18 protein-coding genes are annotated in these 21294 nt (G+C 61.9%); 13 read left to right on the forward strand and 5 right to left on the reverse strand.

All coding sequences use genetic code 11. The annotated features are described in order from the left end of the window. The first annotated feature begins 213 nt into the window (after positions 1 to 213). The 4 genes from K0H47_RS07070 (at position 214) to K0H47_RS07085 (ending at position 5306) form a co-directional block, all read left to right on the forward strand. On the forward strand, positions 214 to 723 hold the full coding sequence (locus K0H47_RS07070) for a sigma-70 family RNA polymerase sigma factor (protein WP_219272266.1): 510 nt from the start codon (positions 214 to 216) through the stop codon (positions 721 to 723). Positions 724 to 732: 9 nt separating this feature from the next. Then, on the forward strand, positions 733 to 1689 hold the full coding sequence (locus K0H47_RS07075) for a FecR domain-containing protein (protein WP_063029067.1): 957 nt from the start codon (positions 733 to 735) through the stop codon (positions 1687 to 1689). A 90-nt stretch (positions 1690 to 1779) separates the two neighbouring features. Then, positions 1780 to 3573 (forward strand): ABC transporter ATP-binding protein, encoded by a 1794-nt coding sequence (locus tag K0H47_RS07080; protein ID WP_219272268.1) that lies wholly within the window; start codon positions 1780 to 1782, stop codon positions 3571 to 3573. After that, the gene (locus K0H47_RS07085) at positions 3567 to 5306 is read left to right on the forward strand and encodes an ABC transporter ATP-binding protein (protein ID WP_219272270.1); all 1740 of its coding nucleotides are present in this window, start codon (positions 3567 to 3569) and stop codon (positions 5304 to 5306) included. Before K0H47_RS07080 ends, K0H47_RS07085 begins: the two co-directional genes overlap by 7 nt. A 34-nt stretch (positions 5307 to 5340) precedes the next feature. On the opposite strand, the gene K0H47_RS07090 is transcribed toward K0H47_RS07085, so the two are convergent. After that, positions 5341 to 7080, reverse strand: coding sequence for a dipeptidase (locus tag K0H47_RS07090; RefSeq protein ID WP_219272271.1), 1740 nt, complete (start codon positions 7078 to 7080; stop codon positions 5341 to 5343). A 205-nt stretch (positions 7081 to 7285) separates the two neighbouring features. Between K0H47_RS07090 and K0H47_RS07095 the strand changes: the two genes are divergently transcribed. After that, the gene (locus tag K0H47_RS07095; RefSeq protein ID WP_081253122.1) at positions 7286 to 8203 is read left to right on the forward strand and encodes an ADP-ribosylglycohydrolase family protein; all 918 of its coding nucleotides are present in this window, start codon (positions 7286 to 7288) and stop codon (positions 8201 to 8203) included. 7 nt (positions 8204 to 8210) lie between these two features. Here the strand turns inward: K0H47_RS07095 and rtcR are convergent, their stop codons facing one another. Continuing rightward, positions 8211 to 9818, reverse strand: coding sequence for an RNA repair transcriptional activator RtcR (rtcR, locus tag K0H47_RS07100; RefSeq protein WP_177027082.1), 1608 nt, complete (start codon positions 9816 to 9818; stop codon positions 8211 to 8213). Between the two features lie 204 nt (positions 9819 to 10022). On the opposite strand from rtcR, the gene K0H47_RS07105 reads away from it, so the two are divergent. The 5 genes from K0H47_RS07105 (at position 10023) to K0H47_RS07125 (ending at position 16059) form a co-directional block, all read left to right on the forward strand. Continuing rightward, complete coding sequence (locus K0H47_RS07105; protein ID WP_063029078.1) at positions 10023 to 11573, forward strand: TROVE domain-containing protein; 1551 nt, start codon at positions 10023 to 10025, stop codon at positions 11571 to 11573. Between the two features lie 332 nt (positions 11574 to 11905). Then, on the forward strand, positions 11906 to 13132 hold the full coding sequence (locus tag K0H47_RS07110; RefSeq protein WP_063029080.1) for an RtcB family protein: 1227 nt from the start codon (positions 11906 to 11908) through the stop codon (positions 13130 to 13132). Between the two features lie 36 nt (positions 13133 to 13168). Next, on the forward strand, positions 13169 to 13963 hold the full coding sequence (locus tag K0H47_RS07115; protein ID WP_063029082.1) for a nucleotidyltransferase domain-containing protein: 795 nt from the start codon (positions 13169 to 13171) through the stop codon (positions 13961 to 13963). A gap of 9 nt (positions 13964 to 13972) precedes the next feature. Continuing rightward, a complete protein-coding gene (gene rtcA, locus K0H47_RS07120) occupies positions 13973 to 14998 on the forward strand; it encodes an RNA 3'-terminal phosphate cyclase (protein WP_063029084.1) in 1026 nt (341 codons plus the stop codon). A 104-nt stretch (positions 14999 to 15102) separates the two neighbouring features. Next, positions 15103 to 16059, forward strand: coding sequence for a Dyp-type peroxidase (locus K0H47_RS07125; protein ID WP_219272273.1), 957 nt, complete (start codon positions 15103 to 15105; stop codon positions 16057 to 16059). On the opposite strand, the gene K0H47_RS07130 is transcribed toward K0H47_RS07125, so the two are convergent. Further along, entirely contained in the window at positions 16056 to 16928 is an 873-nt protein-coding gene (locus K0H47_RS07130; protein WP_093208602.1) for an undecaprenyl-diphosphate phosphatase, read from the reverse strand. The genes K0H47_RS07125 and K0H47_RS07130 overlap by 4 nt on opposite strands. Before the next feature lie 180 nt (positions 16929 to 17108). Here K0H47_RS07130 and K0H47_RS07135 point away from each other — a divergent pair, with 180 nt between their 5' ends. Further along, positions 17109 to 17624 carry a GNAT family N-acetyltransferase gene (locus K0H47_RS07135; protein WP_081253123.1) on the forward strand — a complete coding sequence of 172 codons (516 nt, stop codon included), beginning with the start codon at positions 17109 to 17111 and terminating at the stop codon, positions 17622 to 17624. A 4-nt stretch (positions 17625 to 17628) separates the two neighbouring features. On the opposite strand, the gene K0H47_RS07140 is transcribed toward K0H47_RS07135, so the two are convergent. Then, a complete protein-coding gene (locus K0H47_RS07140; RefSeq protein WP_063029087.1) occupies positions 17629 to 18585 on the reverse strand; it encodes a GlxA family transcriptional regulator in 957 nt (318 codons plus the stop codon). A 167-nt stretch (positions 18586 to 18752) separates the two neighbouring features. Here K0H47_RS07140 and K0H47_RS07145 point away from each other — a divergent pair, with 167 nt between their 5' ends. Both K0H47_RS07145 and K0H47_RS07150 read left to right on the forward strand, forming a co-directional pair. Further along, complete coding sequence (locus K0H47_RS07145; RefSeq protein WP_201142614.1) at positions 18753 to 19430, forward strand: type 1 glutamine amidotransferase domain-containing protein; 678 nt, start codon at positions 18753 to 18755, stop codon at positions 19428 to 19430. Between the two features lie 95 nt (positions 19431 to 19525). Further along, a complete protein-coding gene (locus K0H47_RS07150; protein ID WP_219272275.1) occupies positions 19526 to 20650 on the forward strand; it encodes an alkene reductase in 1125 nt (374 codons plus the stop codon). Positions 20651 to 20656: 6 nt separating this feature from the next. On the opposite strand, the gene K0H47_RS07155 is transcribed toward K0H47_RS07150, so the two are convergent. Beyond that, positions 20657 to 21262, reverse strand: a complete 606-nt coding sequence (locus tag K0H47_RS07155; protein ID WP_219272276.1) for a glutathione S-transferase — start codon at positions 21260 to 21262, stop codon at positions 20657 to 20659. Between the last annotated feature and the right edge of the window lie 32 nt (positions 21263 to 21294).

The following is a 21294-nucleotide window of genomic DNA, read 5'->3' on the forward strand; positions in this document are numbered from 1 at the left end:
GGTGGGGCAAGAGCGTTTTGCTTACTTTTGCGCTGTTCAAAAGTGAGCCGCTGTAAGAGCGGAACCAATATCAGCCGTCACCCAAATAACGGATATGCACACACCACCCCGCCCAGCCCCTCCACATTGCACCCACGCCCCAGAGCCGATAGTCTTGCCAACCATTACCAAAACCCCAATGCCCCCGGGCCCATTGGGTAAAAGGAGAGGTTTGTGAACATCGGACAGTTCGCCTTTCAACGCCAGGTTGAAACCCTATACGTCGACCACAACAGCTGGCTGCGCACCGTACTAAGGCGCAAGCTGGGCAATGCATTCGACGCCGCCGACCTGGCCCACGACGTCTACCTGCAACTCATGCGCAAGGGCCAACTCCCCCCCACCGGCGAATCCCGCCGCCACCTGACCCAAATCGCCAACGGCCTGGTCATCGACCTCTACCGCCGTCGCCAGATCGAATCCGCCTACCTGCAAGCCCTGACCCTCTTGCCCGAACCCTGCGCCCCCGATGAAGAAACCCGCGCCCTGGCCATCGAAGCCCTGATCGAAATCGACGCCGCCCTGCACAACCTGCCACCCAAGGCACGCCAGGCCCTGTTGCTGTGCAAACTCGACGGCCTGAGCTACCGCGAGATCGCCGCCGAGCTGCACGTCTCCGTCTCCTCGGTGGAAAAATACATCGCCGCCGGCCTGCTGGCCTGCTACCAGACCCTGCACGGCTGACCCACGGCGATGTCGACCGAACAGCCAATCGCCCCCGATATTATCGAGCGCGCCACCGCCTGGATGGCCCGCCTGTGGGCCGATGACGCCAGCGCCCAAGACCACGCCAACTGCCTGCGCTGGCGTGCCGAACACCCCCATCACGAACTGGCCTGGACACGCCTGCTGGGCTTCGAGCAAAAACTCAACAGCGTCCCCGCCGCAGTAGCCAGGCACAGCCTGGCCGAACCCGACGCTCCCGACTCCCCCGATCGCCGGAGCACCCTGCGCCTGCTGGGCCTGTTGGTAGCAGCCGGTGGCCTCACCTACGGCGTGCGCCGCACCGACGCCTGGCAACTGGCAAGTGCCGGCCACAGCACCCGCACTGGCGAAATTCGCGAAGTCGTATTGCCCGACGGTACCCGCCTGGTGTTGGGCTCGGCCTCGGCGATTGACGTGCAATTCGACGACCGCCAACGCCTGGTACGGTTGCGGGCCGGCGAGGTCTTCATCACTACCGCGCCGTCATCTCGACCGTTTCGGGTGCAGAGTCGCCAAGGTGTGTTTCAGGCCCTGGGCACGCGCTTCAGCGTCCGCCAATGCGACGACAGCTGTCAGTTGGCAGTGCTTGAGGGCGCCGTACACGTGCAGCCGGACCATGGCCCAGCGGTGCGAGTGGAGGCGGGGCAAGGTGCCACGGTTTCCAGGGACAAGGTGCACCCGACTGCGGCGGTGACTGACCGCAGCATCGCCTGGGTCAAGGGGCTGTTGGTGGCTGATGGTACCCGGCTCGACGAGCTGATCGCCGAGCTGGCGCGCTACCGCCCCGGAGTGCTGCGCTGTGCGCCGGAGGTGGCGATGCTGCGGGTCAGCGGCGTGTTGCACCTGGACAATACCGACCTGGCCCTGAACAACCTGGCCGCCGCGTTGCCGATACAAGTGGTGAGGCGCACCCGCTATTGGGTGACAGTACGTGCCCCTGCCTGAAAAAAACTTGAGGTTTGATTGAGGGTTTTGGCGGCTCGTTCGGAAGATAAGATAAGGGCGAGCAAAGGCTCATTCAGTCAGGGAGACTTCATGAGTAACAAGGATGTGGCTGCGGCCAAACCCAGGGGGCGGGGCGCGGTCTCGCAAGTGTTGCGGCCGGTGCGCGGGCGACTGATCGCTGCGGCACTGCTGGCCGGTGTGGGCAGTATGCTGACGTTGGTGCCGCTGGGCGGCATCGTGCATATCGCCAGGGTCGCCCTCGGCTGGCCGTCCATGGCCCAGGCGTCGGGCGAGGTGTGGTTGACCCTCTGTGTCAGCCTGGCGAGCCTGTTCGCGGGCCTGCTGTTGATGACGGTTGCGGAGACGGTCGCGCACCTGGCCGACAACCACATCACTCGCCACCTGCGCCTGGCAATCGCCCAGCGACTGAGCCAGGTGCCGCTGGGCTGGTTCACCGAGCGGGCGTCGGGCGAGGTCAAGCAGGCGATGCAGGACGACATCGGTACCCTGCACAGCCTGACTGCGCATTTCTATACCACCGCCGGGCGTTGCGCCGGGGCAGTGTTGTTGTCGGCGGTGTATCTGTTCTCGGTCGACTGGCGCATGGCGCTGGTATCGCTGTTGCCGTTTCCGGGGTTCTTCCTGTTCTTCAATCGTGCGATGAACGCCAGCGGCCGCACCAGGCAGGCCTTTGTCGAACGCATGACCCGGGTCAATAACGCAGTCGTCGAGTTCGTCAACGGCATTCCGGTGGTCAAGGCCTTCGGTGCCATCGGCAAGGCCCACGCAAGCTACCGCAAAGCGGTGGATGATTTCAGCAAAGCCTTCGTTGAATTCACCCGGCCGCTGGTGGGGACGATGGCCAACGCCAATGCAATGATCGCCCCGGTGACGGTGCTGGCAACGGTGCTGACGTTCGGCCTGGTGTTTATCAGCCTGGGCTGGATCAGCGCCGTAGAGGTGCTGCCGTTCGCCATTGTCGCGCCGGGTATTTGTGCGCCGCTGATGCTGCTGAGTTACATCACTCACGACCTGAACAACGCCGTTGGCGCCGCCGAGCGTGTACAGGCACTGCTGGCGACACCGGTGCTGGCACAGGTGGAACCGGGTTCCGAGCGGCTGCCCAAGGACGCCGAGGTGCGCGTGGAAAACCTCGGGTACGCCTACGACCCGCAGAACCCGGTACTGTCGAACATCAGCTTGACCCTCAAGCCCGGTACCGTCACCGCCATTGTCGGCGCTTCGGGCTCGGGCAAGTCGACCCTGGCGCGCCTGCTGCTGCGCTTTTTTGACCCGACCGAGGGGCGTATCACCCTGGGCGGCGTCGACCTGCGGCAGATCGAGACCTCGCAGCTCTACAACCTGATTGGCTTCGTGTTGCAAGAGGTGCGCCTGGTCCACGCCAGCATTGCGGAAAACATCGCCCTCGGCCGGCCCAGCGCGAGCCGCAAGGAAATCGAAGCGGCCGCCCGGGCCGCGAATATCCACGAATGCATCATCGGCTTGCCACGGGGCTACGCCTCGGTGATCGGCGAGGACGCGCAGTTGTCCGGCGGTGAGCAGCAGCGCATCAGCATCGCCCGCGCGGTATTGCTGGCGCCGCCGGTGCTGGTACTGGATGAACCCACGGCCGCCGCCGATGCCGGGAACGAGGTGGCGATCCAGGACGCGCTGTCACGCGTTGCCCAAGGGCGCACGCTGCTGGTGATCGCCCACCGCCTCGACACCGTGATGCACGCCGACCACATCATCGTGCTGGAAAACGGCCGCATCGTTGAACAGGGCAACCATCCCCGACTGATCGCGCAGGAGGGCCGCTACGCGCGCCTGTGGGCGTCGGGCGGCTACAAACAGACCCGCGAACAGGTGCTGCCGACATGCTGAAAACCTTTATCGAACTGTCGGGCGACGACGGGCCAGTCTTGCGTCGCTATGTGGGAAAGGTGGTGTTCTACGGCGCGCTCTGTGGGCTGACCATCGCTGCGCTGGTGCCGGTACTGACCGATATGCTCAACGGTGATCTTGCCGAAGCCGCGTTGTGGCTGGTGGTGTTTCTGGCGGCGGTGGCGACGTGTTGGGCTACGCGACGGGAAGTTGAAAAGGCTGGCGTCGCGGTGGGCGTGGCGGTGCTGCAAGGCGGTCGCCAGCGGATTGGCGATCATGTGGCCGGGCTGCCCGTCGGCTGGTTTACGCCGGATAACACCGCGCGGCTCAACCAGGTGGTGACCCAGGGCATGATGACCGTGGCCCAACTGCCGGCCCATGTATTTACCCCGGTGCTCAGCGGCGTGGTGACGCCGTTGGTGCTGGTGCTGGCGTTGTTTGTGTTGAACTGGAAAATGGGCCTGATCGCCCTGTTGGCATTGCCGATTCTCGGTGCTGCGTTCTGGTTCAGCGCGCGGCTGGGCCGGCGTGCCGACCGAGCGTTCCAGCGCAGTTCGGCCGACACCAGCCAACGCATGCTGGAGTTCGCCCAATCGCAATCGGTGTTGCGTGCGTTCAGTGGCGGCGGTAGCTCGGTGTTCCTGCAGCGGGCGATTGAACAGCAACACGCGACAGGGGCACGCCTGATCCTGCTGTCTGCAACCTCGGTACTGCTGAATATGTGGTTGGTGCAGGTGGTGTTCGCCGCCTTGTTGATCGCCGCCGCGTTGTGGCTTGACGCCTACCTGGGGAATGCCTTGTACGTGGGTTCGGTGATCGCGGTGATGGTCTCGCTGTTGCTGGTCAGCCGCTTCGTTGACCCGCTGCTGGAGGTGGCTGGCTATGGCGAGACGTTGCGCGGGGCCGGGATGCAACTTGAGGCGGTGCGCGAGATCCTTGCGGCATTGCCGATGAAGGAGCCAAGCGCGCCGCAGTGTCCGCGGGATGCCTCCGTGGAATTGTGCGACGTCAGCTTTCGTCACCCGGGTAGTCCTCGGGACGTGTTGCGCGGCGTGAACCTGCGTATTGAGCCTGGCAGCATGACCGCACTCGTAGGGGAATCCGGCTCCGGCAAGACCACGCTCTTGCGGTTGGTCGCGCGATTTTTCGAGGTCAGCCAGGGCCAGGTGTGTATCGGTGACGTGGATGTGCGACAGATGTCCGGCGAGCAACTCAACGCGCAGATCAGCCAGATTTTCCAGGACACCTACCTGTTCCAGGGCAGCGTCGCCGACAACATTCGCCTCGGCAAGCCCGATGCCAGCGATGCGCAAGTATTGAAGGCCGCGCGACAGGCCGGCGTGCAAGAAATCATCGAGCGCCTGCCCATGGGCCTGTCGACCACCGTGGGCGAGGGCGGGGCACGCCTGTCCGGTGGCGAGCGCCAGCGTGTTGCGATCGCCCGGGCGCTGGTCAAGGGCGCGCCGATCCTGTTGGTGGACGAAGCTACGGCTGCATTGGACGCCGAGAACCAGGCGGTCATCGCCGAAACCCTGGCACGCTTGCGCGGCACGTGCACGTTGATCGTGATCGCGCATCAGCTGTCGACGGTGGTGATGGCCGACCAGATCGTGGTGCTTGAAGAGGGCCGGATCGTAGAGCACGGCACGCCTGAACAACTGACGGCCCGCCAGGGGCGCTATGCCCGGTTCCTGGCACAGCGGCGGGCGTCGAAGGGGTGGCGTATCGCCTAGTGGACCCGCCAGGACGGCGGGTCCGAGCGCAGGGTCAGAGCTTCGGCAGTTGCCCGATGCGGCCCATCATTTCGGTGACAATCTGCAGGTCCAGCAGGAACTGGTCGACGGTCTTGAACTCGCTGTCGGTGTGGCCGGTGTACTTGACCTCCGGCCGCGCCAGGCCGAATTGCACGCCATTAGGCAGCTCATGCACCGAGGTCGCACCGGCGGAAGTGCCGTACTTGTGTTCCATGCCCAGGTTCTCGCTGGCCACCGCCAACAGCGCCTTGACCCACTCGCCTTCAGGGTTGCGGTACATCGGCTCGGCGATCGAGTAGTCGAAGCTCACGGCTACGTGGCTCTTCTTGGTCCACGCAGCCAGCTTGTCAGCAATTTCAGCCTTGAGCGCTTCCGGCGACTTGCCTTTTGGCACCCGCAGGTTGACTGCCAGCTTGAAGGCTTTGTCATCCTCACCCACATAGGTCAGCGAGGTGGTCAGCGGCCCCATGAACGCATCGGAGAAGCCCACACCCAGTTTGCCGCCCAGGTAATCCAGGCCCCAGTTGTTGGCGGCATAACGCGCGGCGTCGGTGAACTGGTTGTGCTTGAGCGTGACTTTGCCGTCGAGGCTGTTGAGGAAATCGAGCATCCGGGCCACCGGGTTCACCCCGGATTCCGGCTCGGAGGAGTGGGCGGACACGCCGGTGACGGTCAGTTGGACGTCCTTGCCGACCACCTTGGCCGCTACTTCAAAGTCGCCGCCATTGCGCTTGGCGTATTCGCTACCGGCCTTTTGCAGGCTGGCGGCGAGTTCGGCAGGCTTGTCGCTGAGCAATGTCACCACCGACGCCGATGGAATCTGGTTGGTGGCCTTGCCGCCGGTCATCGAGATGATTTCTGCGCCTTTGCCTTCAGCCTTGCGCTTGGGGAACTTGGCCATGACCGTGCCGTAGCCTTTCTCGGCGATCACCACCGGGTAGCCGCCATCCAGCGCCAGGTTGTAGTTGGGCGTTGGGTTGTGTTCGAAGTAGTACGGGATTGCGTCGCCGGAGGTTTCCTCGGTGGTGTCCACCAGCAGCTTGAAATTGCGTGCCAGTGGCAGCTTCTCTTCCTTGATCACCTTCATCGCATACATCGCTGCCACGATGCCGTTCTTGTCGTCCTCGGTGCCGCGGCCATACATGCGATCGCCAATCAGCGTGACCTTGAACGGATCGAGCTTGGTGCCGTCCTTGAGCACCCAGTTTTCCGGGGTTACCGGTACCACATCGGCGTGAGCATGGATGCCGACGACTTCATCGCCGCTGCCTTCCAGGGAGATCTCATAGACACGGTTATCGATATTGCGGAAGTTCAGGTTGAACGACTCGGCCAGGCTCTTGATCTTGGCGGCGATCTTGATGAACTCGGGGTTGTCGTGCTGGGCCACGCCGGCCACTTGGAAGGTCGGGATCTCCACCAGTTCGCGCAGGGTTTCAGTGGCGGCAGCGCCGTACTTCACTCGCGCATACAGGCCCAGCAGGCGATGGATTTCATTCTGCTGGTCGGCGGTCAGGTCCTTGTTGTCGAGGAACGCGCTGATGGCCGGGCCGAGGTTGTCGCTCTTCGCCACGTCACTCTTGGCCAGGCTGCCGAGAAACTGCCTGAAATCCTTCACCGAAGCATCGCTGAAGGTCTTCAGGATGATCGCGTTCTGTTGCGGGGTGAGGTTGGCTTGCGCTTGGGTGGTGAACACCGAAAGGCTGGCGGCCATCAGGGTGGCTACGGCCAGTTGCTTGAGGGAAAAATCCATTGCTGAGGGCATTCCTTTGCAGGGAGTGAGTGAGAAATGTCTGATCAGAAGGTCAGAAACAATTTCACACACTACCATCGGGAGGCTGGGGGAGGGGAGTGCTTGAGTAGGAAATTTCCCGTAGAAATGCGCAATGACCCACAGAACAGAAAGCTCCGGTATGGTTCTGCGGTTAGGGTGTTATTTGTGCAAAGGAGTGGTGTTGATGATGCTTTCAGACCGTTATCGCGGCAGCCTGCTTGGGCTGGCCTGTGGTGATGCAGTAGGGACTACGGTTGAGTTCATGCGCCGTGGGTCGTTTGCCCCGGTCACTGATATGGTGGGGGGTGGACCGTTCCAGCTTTTGCCTGGTCAGTGGACGGATGACACTTCCATGGCGCTGTGTCTGGCCGAAAGCCTGCTGCGCAAGAATGGTTTCGACGCTGCCGATCAGATGGGGCGTTATTTGAACTGGTGGAAGTGGGGCTACCTGAGTGCTACGGGGGAGTGTTTCGATATCGGCACAACCGTTCGTGATGCATTGACGAAGTATCAGCACACAGGCGATCCGTTCGCGGGCTCCACCGACCCGTACTCGGCGGGTAACGGGTCAATGATGCGCCTGGCCCCGGTGGTGCTGTTCTGTTTCCCTGAAGCCGAGCGCTTGCGGGAGTTTACCGTCGACAGTTCCCGCACTACTCATGGCGCGTTGGAGGCGATTGAGTGCTGCCTGGTGCTGGCGGAGTGTATTTCCAATGCGCTGCGTGGGGATTCGAAAGCGCAGGTACTAAAGGTTGACTATCTGGACTTGAGCGAACCCAAAGTTGTGGACATTGCTGATGGGCACTACCTCGATAAGGCGCGCAGCGACATCGTTGGTTCTGGTTACGCGGTGGCTTCGCTTGAAGCTGCGCTATGGTGTTTTTATCACACCAACAGCTTTGCCGAGGCCGTGCTGGCTGCGGCAAACCTGGGGGATGACGCCGACACTACTGCGGCGATCGTGGGTCAGTTGGCTGGTGCGTATTACGGCGTGCAGGGCATTCCAATCGAGTGGTTGGGCAAGGTGTGGCAGCGTGAAGAAATTCAGGAGACTGCCGATGCGTTGTTTCAGGCGGCACAAGGCCAGGCTGCTGCGCTCTAGGTATCCGTCAGCCCTTCAACTCCGCCAACTGTTTCCACTCAATCGAAAACCTCGCCAGGTATTTGCGTAGTCGGTCGGCATCGTTTGGTTGCGCCTTGGCTTGTCGGGAAACACCGAACAGGCGTCGTCCGGCATCGGAAATGCTGTCGGACTGGAGGCATGTTTCGATCACGGCGTTGAGTTGCAACTGGTCGAACAGGTCCAGTTCGGTATCGACGCCCAGGCGTGACAGCCAATCGTTTTGCGGCGACGCCAGGCCCCAGGCGTGACGCAGTCGGTCGATCTCTTCCTGGGTCTGGTTTTCGTCGATGCGCCCGCTGTCCGCCAGGGTGGCCATGCGCGTGATGGAGGCAGACAGTTCGCGAAAGTTGCCCAGCCAGGCCGCTTCGCTGGAGCAGGCAAAGGCGAGGTAGCGCCGCCGGGCTTCGAGGTTGAAGCGCACCACTTGGCCTTGTTCGCGGGCATGGCGTTCCAGTTCGAAGTCGATGTTCGGTTCGATGTCTTCACGACGCCCGGCCAGGCCCGGCAGGTCGAAGGTCCAGAGGTTGATCCGGGCGTACAGGTCTTCGCGGAACAGCCCTTCGGCGACGCGGCCGCGCAGGTCGCGGTGGGTGCCTGCGATGATCAGGAAGTCGCTGGTGACTTCCTGGTCGCCACCGAGGGGAAAAAAGCGTTTCTCTTCGACGGCCTTGAGCAGCATCGCCTGTTCGTCGAGCCCAAGCTCGCCGATCTCATCCAGGAACAACATGCCGCCATCTGCCGCGCGCAGCAAACCATCGCGAGCGTTCTGGGCGCCGGTGAAGGCGCCTTTGATATGGCCGAACAGAGCCGACATCGCGCCATCGCCGCGCAAGGTGGCGCAGTTCACTTCAACAAAACGCCCCTGGACCTGATGCCGGCTGCGCTTGAGTTCGTAGATGCGCCGCGCGAGGAATGACTTGCCGGCACCGGTAGGGCCGATCAGCAGCATCGGCGCCTTGGAGCGCACGGCCACGCGTTCGATCTGTTCGATGGAGCGGTTGAAGGCCGGGTTGCGTGTGGCGATTCCGGATTTGAGGAAGGCCAGGCTTTCCAGGCGCTTGTGGGCGAAGCGCGATGCGATGCGGTCGTAGCGCGACAGGTCGAGGTCGATCAGCGCATGGGTGCCGGTGGCACGCTCCTCTTCGTTGCGGCGGCGAGCCGGGGACGTCTGGATCAAGCGGGCTGGCAGGTAGCGCGCTTCCGTCAGCAGGAACCAGCAGATTTGCGCAACGTGGGTGCCGGTCGTGATGTGGACCAGGTAGTCCTCGTGGTCGGTATCGAAGCGGTAGCTGGTGGTGAAGTCGTGCAGAGCGCCGTACACCTCCTCGAAATCCCAGGGGTTCTTCAGGTGCATGGGGTGCAGCCGCACCTCGGTTTCCGGCGATACCTGCAGGATGTCGTCGCGTACCCGCTGAGCCAGGCTGACGTCTCGTGCGTCGACGCCGTGAATCAGCTCCAGGCGATCAATCAGTACTTCCTGCTGCTGGCAGAGGCCCACGCTGGGCCGCCAATGGTTCCAGCGGTTGGCGCCTTTGCCGACCCGGTCCAGGGTTGAACCGATAAAACCTATGGCGACCGTGCGCTTTTGAATCATGGCGATACCAAAATATAGATGGCGATATGTAAGGATAAGTAATTTCTGATGGGAATGTCATCGCAGTCGAGTCGATTAGTTATTTAAATTAAAAATATTCATATAAAACAAATAGATAAAAATATTTAACGGCGGAAATAAAAAACTGGCATGGCAGCTGCAATAACTCTCGCAACGGAACCCACAACAGAGCGAGACGCCGCGATGGCCAACTCCCAGATCTTTAACACCCAGCAGGCGAAACTGCCTGCATGCGACACCTTGAACGCCACACGGGTACCGGCTTATGCCTACAGCGCCAAGCACAAGCTGGCCCAGTTGGCAGTCACCGGTTGCCTGAACCAGACCTTCCACGCCTCGGCAGAAAGCCAGCTGGAGAGCGTGTTGCAGTTGGCCAGCGAGCTGGACAGCCGCTATGTCGCCAAGGTTGCGTGCTATGCCCGCCGCCAAGGCCACATGAAAGACATGCCCGCGCTGCTGTTGGCCGCATTGGTGGCGCAGCGTTCGGTGATGGTGCCGCAGGTGTTCGAGCAGGTGGTGGACAGCGGCAAGATGTTGCGCAACTTCGTGCAAATCCTGCGCAGCGGTGTGACGGGGCGCAAGTCCCTGGGCTCGCAGCCCAAGCGCCTGGTGCAGAACTGGTTGAACACGGCGACGGAGCGTCAGCTTCTGCAGGCGTCAGTCGGTAATCAGCCGTCGTTGGCGGATGTGGTGAAAATGGTTCACCCCAAGCCCACTGAACCATGGCGTGAAGCGTTCTTCGCCTGGTTGATCGGGCGGCCGGTGGACGTACAAGCCTTGCCGGAGTTGACGCGGGCTTTGCTCGCCTTCCGTAGTGGTTCCACCACTGAAGTGCCGGCAGTACCGTTCCAGTTGCTGGGGAACGAGAAGCTCAGCAAAGAACAATGGGCTGCCCAGGCCGATAACATGGGTTGGCAGGCCCTGCGCATGAACCTTAATACCTTTGCACGCCAAGGCGCGTTCGAGGTGCCAGGGTTCGCATGGCAAGTAGCGGCGCGGTTGGCTGATGCAGAGGCGATCGCCAAGGCGCGGGTTTACCCGTACCAGTTGCTGGCGGCGTATCGAATGGCGGGGGATGACGTACCGGCCTGTGTGCGTGAAGCCCTGCAGGACGCCCTCGAGTTGTCCCTGGCCAACGTGCCGGTGTTGCAAGGTTCGGTGGTGGTTTGCCCTGATGTGTCGGGCTCGATGCACAACCCGGTCACCGGGTATCGCGAGGGCGCCACCAGCGCTGTACGTTGCATAGATGTGGCGGCCTTGATCGGCGCGGCGATCTTGCGCAAGCAGCCAGACGCACGCTTGATGCCGTTTGAAAACCATGTGGTGGATATCCGCCTCAACCCGCGTGACAGTGTGATGAGCAATGCGCAGAAGCTGGCAGCCATCGGCGGAGGCGGGACTAACTGCTCGGCGCCGCTGGCGAAAATAGCCAGCGCCAAAATGAAAGTGGACACGCTGATCCTGGTGTCCGACAACGAGTCGTGGATTGACGCAAGGCGCCAACGTGGTACCGAAACCATGCGTCAGTGGGCGTTGATCAAGCAGGTCAACCCGCAAGCGCGGTTGGTGTGTATCGATATGCAGCCCGGTGCAACCACGCAGGCGGCAGACCGCCAGGATATTTTGAATGTGGGAGGCTTCAGTGATGCGGTATTTGATGTGGTCGCGCAGTTCGCCGAAGGGCGCTACGGTGCGCAACATTGGGTGCAGGCGATTGAAGCAGTAGACGTTTGATTTCACCGGCGCTGAATGCCGACGGGACTACATCCAAGACGTCTCGTCAGACCCTTGTCAGCGCCGGTGAAGGCACGAATGCCTGTGGCTGTACATCTATGGTAAGCCGGTATGTTCCGGCGCTCAGTCACACTTTTTGTCGTGCCACCTTATTACGATTGCCTCGGCGAATGCCGGTGAAACTACAGTACGGAATGGTCGCGGGTTCGAGTCCCGCCAGTCGCAAGACTGTAGCTCAGCGGGAGAGCGTGCCGCATGTTTCCCCCCTCTTTTGTCGCCGTCTGTTTACTTGAAACGCCGCGCCTGCGGCACATACAAAAAGAATCGAGATCATGCAAGAGAAGACCTACCAACTGCTGGAAGTTGCCAACGGCAAGCCCATCAAACTCTGGACCCAAGGGGTACCGGTTGAGCCAGAGGCGCGCCAGCAATTGATGAACACGGCGAAGATGCCGTTCATTTTCAAACACCTTGCGGTGATGCCGGATGTGCATCTGGGCAAGGGCTCGACCATTGGCAGCGTGATCCCCACCGTGGGCGCGATTATCCCAGCCGCGGTTGGCGTGGATATCGGCTGCGGCATGATTGCCGCACGTACCTCGCTGACTGCCGCCGACCTGCCGGATAACCTCCACGGCCTGCGCTGCGCGATCGAGGCGGCGGTGCCCCATGGTCGCACCAGTGGCCGTAACGGGCGTGACAAGGGTGCCTGGGACACTGTTCCGCAGCAGGCCGACCAGGCTTGGGCGGCGTTGCAGCCACGCTTCAAAACGATCACCGACAAGTACCCGAAACTGAAGAACACTAACAACCGCCAACACTTGGGGACGCTAGGATCGGGTAACCACTTTGTCGAAGTCTGCCTGGATGAAGCCAACCGGGTCTGGTTCATGTTGCACAGCGGCTCCCGTGGCGTCGGCAACGCTATCGGTAACCTGTTTATCCAGTTGGCTCAACAGGACATGCGTCAGCACATCGCCAACCTGCCGGATCGCGACCTGGCTTACTTCGAGGAAGGCAGCCAGCACTTCGATGACTATGTGGAGGCGGTCGGCTGGGCCCAGGATTTTGCCCGTCAGAACCGCGAGATGATGATGCGGGCGGTGGTTGAGGCGACGCGCAAGGTGATCCACAAACCGTTTGAAGTGGCGCTGGAGGCGGTGAACTGCCACCACAACTATGTGCAAAAAGAGCGGCATTTCGGTGAGGACATTCTGGTCACTCGCAAGGGTGCGGTGTCGGCAAAGAAGGGTGAGCTGGGGATTATTCCCGGCTCGATGGGCGCGAAAAGTTTCATCGTGCGGGGGCTGGGTAACGAAGAGTCGTTCTGCTCCTGCAGCCATGGTGCTGGCCGGACCATGAGCCGTACCAAGGCCAAAAACACCTTCACGGTGGCCGACCAGGTTCGGGCAACGGCCCACGTGGAATGCCGCAAGGACGCCTCGGTAATCGATGAGATTCCGATGGCCTACAAGGATATCGACCAAGTCATGCACGCCCAGCGCGAGCTGGTGGAAGTGCTGCACACCTTGCGTCAGGTGGTGTGCGTGAAGGGATAAAGTCTGGAATTTGATGGTTGTACAGGAGCGTTAAACATGAATAGGGAACAAGACGACGGTCACCCCCTCAGTCTCGCCATGCGCGAACGGGTCTTGCTTGAGCTGGAGCGCATAGAGCGTGAGCGAAACGTTACGGTGCTGTATGCCTGTGAATCCGGCAGTCGTGCCTGGGGCTTTGCGTCCACCGACAGTGATTACGACGTGCGTTTCGTCTATGTGGAAAAGCCGGACTGGTTTGTCCAGGTGGATACGCCACGGGACGTGATCGAACGCCCGCTGGACGACGAGCTGGATATCAGCGGCTGGGAGTTGCGCAAGACCCTCGGTCTGCTGCGTAAATCCAACCCGACGCTGCTGGAGTGGCTCGATTCGCCGCTGGTGTATCGCAGCGAGACGCCTGCGACCTCGCGCCTGCAGGCCCTGGCGGAAGCGTTCTACAGCCCGCCTGCGGCCCGCAGTCACTATTTGTCGATGGCCAGGAAGACCTTTCGTGGGTACCTGCAAGGCGACACGGTGCGCTTCAAAAAGTACTTCTATGTGCTGCGGCCGTTGCTGGCGGTGCGCTGGATCGACCTTGGGCTCGGACGGCCACCGATGACATTTGCCGACCTGTTGTCGACGGTCACGGACCCACTCTTGCTGGATGAAGTGGCGACGTTGCTGGCCCTGAAACGTAATGCCGGGGAAGCGGCGTATGGACCCAGGCGCCCGGCATTGCACCGGTTTATCTCGGCAGAGCTGGAGCGCGAAGTCCCCAAATTGCCACGTACCCAGGAACACACGCACTTGCTGGACCACTACCTGAGGGAAACGGTAAAGCACTACGCATAAGGAATGGTTATGGACCAGGATGTGATCGAGTTGGACGGCGCCATGGGCGGCGGCCAGGTGTTGCGCAGTGGCTTGAGCCTGTCGATGGTGACGGGGCGCACGCTGCGGATTAAAAATATTCGTGCCAGGCGCAGTCGGCCAGGGCTGCTGCGTCAGCACCTGACGGCGGTTCTGGCCGCTGCCCAGGTATGTGGCGCCCGGGTCGAAGGCGCCGAGCTGGGTTCCCAGGCGTTGCTGTTCGAGCCTGGACTGATTCAGGGCGGGGACTATAAATTTTCTATCGGCACGGCCGGCAGTTGCACCCTGGTATTGCAGACAGTGTTGCCGGCATTGCTGCTGGCGCCGCAAGCCAGTCGCGTCAGCATTTGCGGAGGCACCCACAATCCGATGGCGCCTCCGGTGGATTTTCTTGAACGCGCCTGGTTGCCGCAATTGCGGCGGATGGGCGCCAGAGTGGAACTGACACTGGTGCGTCACGGTTTTGTACCGGCGGGCGGTGGCGAGCTTGTGGCGTTTATACATCCGAGCACATTGATGCCGTTGCACCTCACAGAGCGGGGTGAGTTGCGGGGCTCTCGAGCCACCACACTGAGTGCCGGGTTGCCTGTTCATGTGGCCGAGCGTGAGCTGGAGCGTGTTCGTCAGCGGCTGACGATCAAGCAAGAGCAGTTGCACGCGGTGAACCTTGACGCGGAGCACGGGCCAGGCAATGTCCTGTTGTTGGAATATGCTCATGCGCACGTCACCGAAGTGTTCAGCGCATTTGGCCAGGCCAGGTTGCGCGCAGAGGCGGTGGCCGATCAGGCCATCGAGCAGGCGCTCGAGTGGCTTGCCAGCGAAGCGGTCGCCGCCGAGCATCTGGCCGACCAGCTATTGCTGCCGATGGCGCTCGCGGGCGGCGGCAGTTTCACCACGCCGCGGATGACCGAGCACCTGCAGAGCAACATGGCGGTGATCCAGCGGTTTTTGCCGGTGGTACTTGAGAGCCACGAACAAGGCCCTCAATTGCTGAGGATTGAATGCCGGGCGTTGTAGCCCGGCAGGCGGGACCACCCTCTAAGCGCTGAGCCGCGACCGTCCTTCTTCTGTCTGCTAATCTGCGTTCGTTGAAATATCGACCGCCACCCGTGGACCTCTCAATGACAACCCCAACCGATCCAAACCTTGAACCTCAATCCGTCTGCAGCCCGATCACCAGCAGCGCCATTTTCATGGTCGCCACCCTGGCTCCCGGCAGCGACTCGGCGGAGGCGGTACGCAGTTGGTGCGCCGATATTGCCGGCCTGGTGCGTTCAGTCGGTAAGCGTGTGCCGGCGGGCAACCTGTCCTGTGTTGCAGGTTTTGGCTCCAAGGCCTGGGACGCGCTGTTCGGCAGCCCGCGCCCTGCAGCGCTGCATCCGTTCAAGGAAGTGGGCGTGGCAGGTCGTCTGGCACCCGCTACGCCGGGGGATATCCTGCTGCACATCCGTGCCGATCAGATGGACCTGTGTTTTGAGCTGGCTACGCAGTTGATGGCGGCGTTGGGCGATGCGGTGACGGTGGTGGACGAGGTCCAGGGTTTCCGTTACTTCGACATGCGCAGCATCATCGGTTTTGTCGACGGTACCGAGAACCCGGTCGGGCGCAAGGCGGTGGGCTTCACCATTGTCGGTGATGAGGACCCGGACTTCAGCGGCGGCAGCTATGTGTTGGTGCAGAAGTACCTGCACAACATGACGGCCTGGAACGCATTGTCAGTCGAGGCTCAAGAGCGGGTGATCGGGCGTACGAAGCTGTCGGACATCGAACTCGACGACGCGGCCAAGCCGACCAACTCCCACAGTGCGCTGACCACCATCACCAAGGACGGCGAGGAAGTGAAGATCCTGCGGGACAATATGCCCTTTGGCCGTCCAGGCGCCGGGGAGTTCGGTACGTACTTCATCGGCTACGCACGCTCGCCGGAGCCGTTGGAGTTGATGCTGGAGAACATGTTTGTCGGTCGACCGGCCGGCAACTATGACCGCCTGCTGGACTTCAGCACGGCGGTCACCGGCGGCCTGTTCTTCATACCATCAGCGGATTTGCTCGAGGAACTGGCCGACCGCGTGCCTTAAGCCAACAACCCGGTGCTCACCGCCACAATCAGGAACACCCCCAGCACCGCACGGTAGATCACGAACGGCCAGGTGGAGAACCGCTCCAGGAACTTCATCAGGCCCCAGATCGCGAAGAACGCCGAGACACTGGCGACCACCAGGCCAAAGATCAGGTGCGGCCAGGCATGGGCCGGAAGGTCGGCGTGGAACAACACCCACAGCTCCTTCAATCCCGCCAGGGCGATCGCCGGCAAGCCCAGCAGGAACGAAAATCGCGCCGCTTCTTCACGCTTGAAGTTGAGGAACAGTGCGGCGGTCAGGGTTGAACCCGAGCGGGAAACCCCCGGAATCAGCGCGCCGATTTGCGCAATGCCGACAATCAGCGCATCCCGCAGACGCATTTCGCCCACCGTGCGCTTATGCCTTGCGCTGAGTTCAGCCGCGGCCAGCAGCACCGCCATCACCAGGCAGGAAATCCCGATCACCATCAGCCCGCGCAACGGCGAGTTGCACGAGTTGAGCGTCGACGACAAGGCAATCCCGGCTATACCAATCGGAATAGTCGCCAGCACAATCGCCACCGCCAGCTTGAACCACTGGTTGTTGTAGTCGCCCTGGCGCACCGCGCTGATGCTGCCCACGGTGACCTGGCGCACATCCTTCCAGAAGTAACTGACCACCGCCGCCAGTGCGGCCAGCTGCATGGCCGCGGAAAACGCCGAGCCGGGATCCGGCCAGCCGAGCAGGGCGGGCACGATGCGCATGTGGGCGGTGGAAGACACGGGCAGCAATTCGGTGATGCCCTGAATGATGCCCAGGATGCCGATTTGCAGGTAATCCAGGGATGCAAAGCCGACATCGAGGCCGCTGGTGCAGACGTTTGTCAAAGTACTTATCCTGAAAACGAGGGGAGGGAAGTGCTGCGGAGTTTAGTCTAACTTTGTAATGATTTTGTCGTTGACAAGAGAAAAGCGCGATCGGTTCAGCCAACAGAAAGCTTCGCCGGTGTATTGGCATTGCCTGTGGCTTTGTTGACAATGGCGCCCTGTTTTTTTGCCGAGATGCCCATGCCTGCAATCCCCGATACCACCGTCGAATTGATCGAGGCCGGCCCGGAACACGCCGCGCTGATCGCCAACCTTTACCAGTTCTACGCCTACGAGTCCTCGGACTGGGAACAGGAAGACGTCGAGGTGGACGGCCGCTTCTACATCCATGAGGAGCACCTGGCCCGCTATTGGGAAGACCCGCAGTGGAGTGCCAACCTACTGCTGGTGGACGGCTATATCGCCGGCTTCCTGCTGATTGAAGGCAGCGAATTGCCGGGGATTGATGCGCTGGAACTGGCTGACCTGTTCATCTTGAAACGCTACCGCCGCAAGGGCATCGGCCGCGCCATCGCTACTCAGGTATTGAGCAGTGGCGAGGCGAACTGGCTGGTGCGTTTCTATGATCAGGATGAAGTGAGCCAGGCGTTCTGGCGCACGGTATTGGATAACCTGCCCCGTCCGGTGCAGGCCATTGAGCTGGATGATGAGCCGAACCTGCTGAGCTTCCTCGTGACCCGGGCGGCGCTGCACTGAGGCCTCAGCTAAACGCTGCACCAGCCCCTGCACTGAACAGCGCCGCCTGCATCGCCTGAGGCGGCTGCCCGAATGCGCGCAGGAACGCCTGGCGCATGCGCTCGCGATCACCGAACCCGGTCTCGCGGGCGACCACTTCCACCGGATGGCGACTGGTTTCCATCATCGCCCGCGCAGCTTCTACTCGCAGGGATTCGATGGCCTTGGCCGGGGTTTGCCCGGTCTCCTCGCGAAACACCCGACTGAACTGGCGCGGGCTGAGGCGCGCCACGGCCGCCAGCGCTTCGACTGAAAGGTCGTGAGTCAGATTCTCCCGAGCGTAGGCCAGGGCCAGCTGCACGCGGTCGGATTTGGGGTCCAGTTCCAGCAGCGCCGACAATTGCGACTGTTCGCTGCCACGCCGCTGGGCAATCACCAGCTTGCGCGCGATGCGACGGGCAAGGTCGCTGCCCAGGTCGTTCTCCACCATCGCCAGCGCCAGGTCCACCCCGGCGCTCATGCCGGCGCCGGTCCAGATCTGGCCGTCGACGACGAACAGTTTGTCTTCTTCCAGGCGAATCTGCGGGTAACGCTTGGCGAACGCCGGCGCATGCAGCCAGTGGGTGGTGGCGCGCTTGCCCTCGAGCAACCCGGCTTCGGCCAGCACGAAGATGCCCATGCACAGCGACGCAATCCGTCGGGACTGCTTGGAGGCCGCCTGGACCAGCCTCAGCAGGTTGGCATCAGGCAGTTGGAACTCCAGGTAGCCGCTGACGATCAATGTGTCATAACCCTCGGGCCGGATCGGTGTGCTGTTCACCGAGAACCCCTGGGACGTCATGATCGGGCCGCCACTCTCCGACACAAGGTGAAACTCATAGGCCTGCTCGCCCCGCAGCAGATTCGCGCACTCGAACACCGAGCCCAGGCTAAGGCTGAGGGATTGAAAGTTCGGGTAAACCATCAGCGCAATGCTGTGCATCTCATCTCTCCAAGGGGCGCGGAGCGGTGATTGTCGGCGTGTAACCGGTAAACGGCAACCGGCTTGGCGCAATGTCCGGAATCCTTGCGGACATGACATTGTGCGGTGTTGACCCGGCTCCTAAGCTTCACTCCATTCCACCCCACATCACCCCGAGGCACTGGCACATGAAAGTATTGATGGTTTTGACTTCTCACGACCAGCTTGGCAACACCGGCCGCAAGACCGGGTTCTGGCTCGAAGAATTTGCTGCTCCCTACTACGCGTTCAAGGACGCCGGGGCCGACGTGACCCTGGCCTCGCCAGCCGGTGGTCAGCCGCCGTTGGATCCGGTCAGCGACCTGCCGGATTCGCAAACCGACCAGACCCGCCGCTTCGCCACCGACCCGGCGGCACAGCAGGCCCTGGCCACCACGCTGAAGCTGGACTCGGTCAACGCTGACGACTTCGACACCGTCTTCTACCCAGGCGGCCATGGCCCGCTGTGGGACCTGGCAGAGTCGAAAATCTCCATCGCCCTGATCGAAGCCTTCGAGCGTGCCGGCAAGCCGATTGGCTTTGTGTGCCATGCCCCGGGCGCCTTGCGTCACGTCAAGGCCGTCAACGGCGAACCGCTGGTCAAGGGTCGACGCGTCACCGGCTTCTCCAACTCCGAAGAAGCCGCGGTTGGCCTGACCGACGTAGTGCCGTTCCTGATCGAGGACGATTTCAAGGCACTGGGCGGCAAGTATGAAAAGGGTGCCGATTGGCAGTCCTTTGTGATTGAAGATGGCCTGCTGGTCACCGGGCAGAATCCTGCCAGTTCCAGCGACGTCGCCAAAGCGCTGTTGAAGCTGACCGCGTAACCCGCTAAATCCCCCCAAAGTAAGTGGTTGGCGGCTCCCCCGAGCGGGAGCCGGCCACTTCTGCACGCCCGAAATTCGCTTCTGGAACCCCCATCATGAGTAACAGCGCTTTAGGTACCCCGATCAAATTGGGGCACCACACCCTGAAAAACCGCATCGTCCTGCCGCCACTGACCCGCCAGCGAAGTGCCCAGCCCGGTGATATCGCCACGGACTTGATGGCGCTCTATTACCGCCAGCGCGCCACCGCCGGCTTTATGGTCAGCGAAGGCACGCAGATCGAGCCTCGCGGCCAGGGTTATGCCTGGACTCCGGGCATCTACACGCCGGAGCAAATCGACGGCTGGCGCACCGTGACCGATGCCGTGCATGCCGAAGGCGGTGTGATCTTCGCCCAGCTTTGGCACGTGGGCCGCGTGTCCCATCACGACCTGCAACCTGACGGCGCAGCCCCCATCGCGCCGTCGGCGATCCAGCCGCAGCAAGCCAAGGCATTCGTTGCAACCGGGCCCGGTACCGGTGAGTTGGTGCAGCCACCAGTGCCCCGCGCCTTGACTACCGCAGAGGTCAAGGAGCTGGTGGGGCTGTATGCCCAGGCTGCAAAAAACGCGTTGGCCGCCGGGTTCGATGGCGTGGAGATTCATTCGGCCAACGGCTATCTGGTGAACCAGTTCATTTCGGCGCATTCCAACCAGCGCGACGATGAATACGGTGGCTCGCTGCACAATCGCCTGCGTTTTTTGCGGGAAATCGTCGAGGCGGTGGCTGAAGTGGTCGGCCCGGAACGCCTGGGTGTGCGCTTTGCGCCGTTGTTCAGTGGCACTGACCAGGACCGGGTTTACATCGGCCTGGTCGAGGAAGATCCGCATCACACCTACATTGAGGCGATCAAGGTGCTTGAGGCGGCCGGCATCGCCTACGTGTCCATCGCCGAGGCTGACTGGGACAACGCGCCGGAATTGCCCGAGTCGTTCCGCCGGGCTATGCGCGACACCTTCACCGGTCGCATCATCTACGCCGGCCGCTACACCGCAGAGCGCGGCGTACGACTGGTAGAGGCGGGGCTGGCGGACCTGATTGCATTTGGCCGGCCATACATTGCCAACCCCGACTTGCCTCAGCGCCTGCTCAACGGTTGGCCGCTGAACCCGTTGAACGCTGCCGGCCTGTATGGCGGCACGGAAGTGGGCTTTACCGATTATCCGGTGTACGCCGGGTAAACGCGGCTACTCGGTCGGGTACTTGTGAAACGCCGAATGCTGTTCCGCACGTGCCGCATGGCGCTGCAAGTGCGGGAACGCATCGGCCTTCACGACGTCGGCTATCTTGAGCTGGGTGAAGGACCAGGCGACCGCCACCGTCAGACTCGCCTGGTTCAGCGGCGTGTCGCTGTCGCGCTCGGCCACCAGCGTCTCCAATAACGAATAAGCGGCCAGCAGTTGCCCGGTCACACGGTCGATCCACGGCTGGTGAAGTTTTTCGGCAGGCCGCAGGTGATGTTCGTAGACGATCTGCACGGTCTTTTCGCACGCGGCCAGCGCCAGGCCGATCACTTGCAGATCCCGGGCAAGTGCCACTGCTTGCTGGGGCAACAGCTTTTTGTCAGCCGGCGCCAGGGCTTCCAGGTATTCGAGGATCAGGCCGGAATCCATCAGCACCGTACCGTCGTCGAGCACCAGTGTCGGGGCCTTGACCACCGGGTTGATCCTGGAGAACTCGTCGAAGGTGCTGAACACCGACAGTGACTGGTGTTCAAACGCGACACCATAAAGCTCCAGGGAAATTGCCACGCGGCGCACGTAGGGCGAGTCCATCATGCCGACCAGTTTCATGTAGCCTCCATTTACCGCAGTGTTAAATTCAG

It is taken from the genome of Pseudomonas sp. Xaverov 83, assembly GCF_019352905.1.
Taxonomy (GTDB): Bacteria; Pseudomonadota; Gammaproteobacteria; order Pseudomonadales; family Pseudomonadaceae; genus Aquipseudomonas; species Aquipseudomonas yamanorum.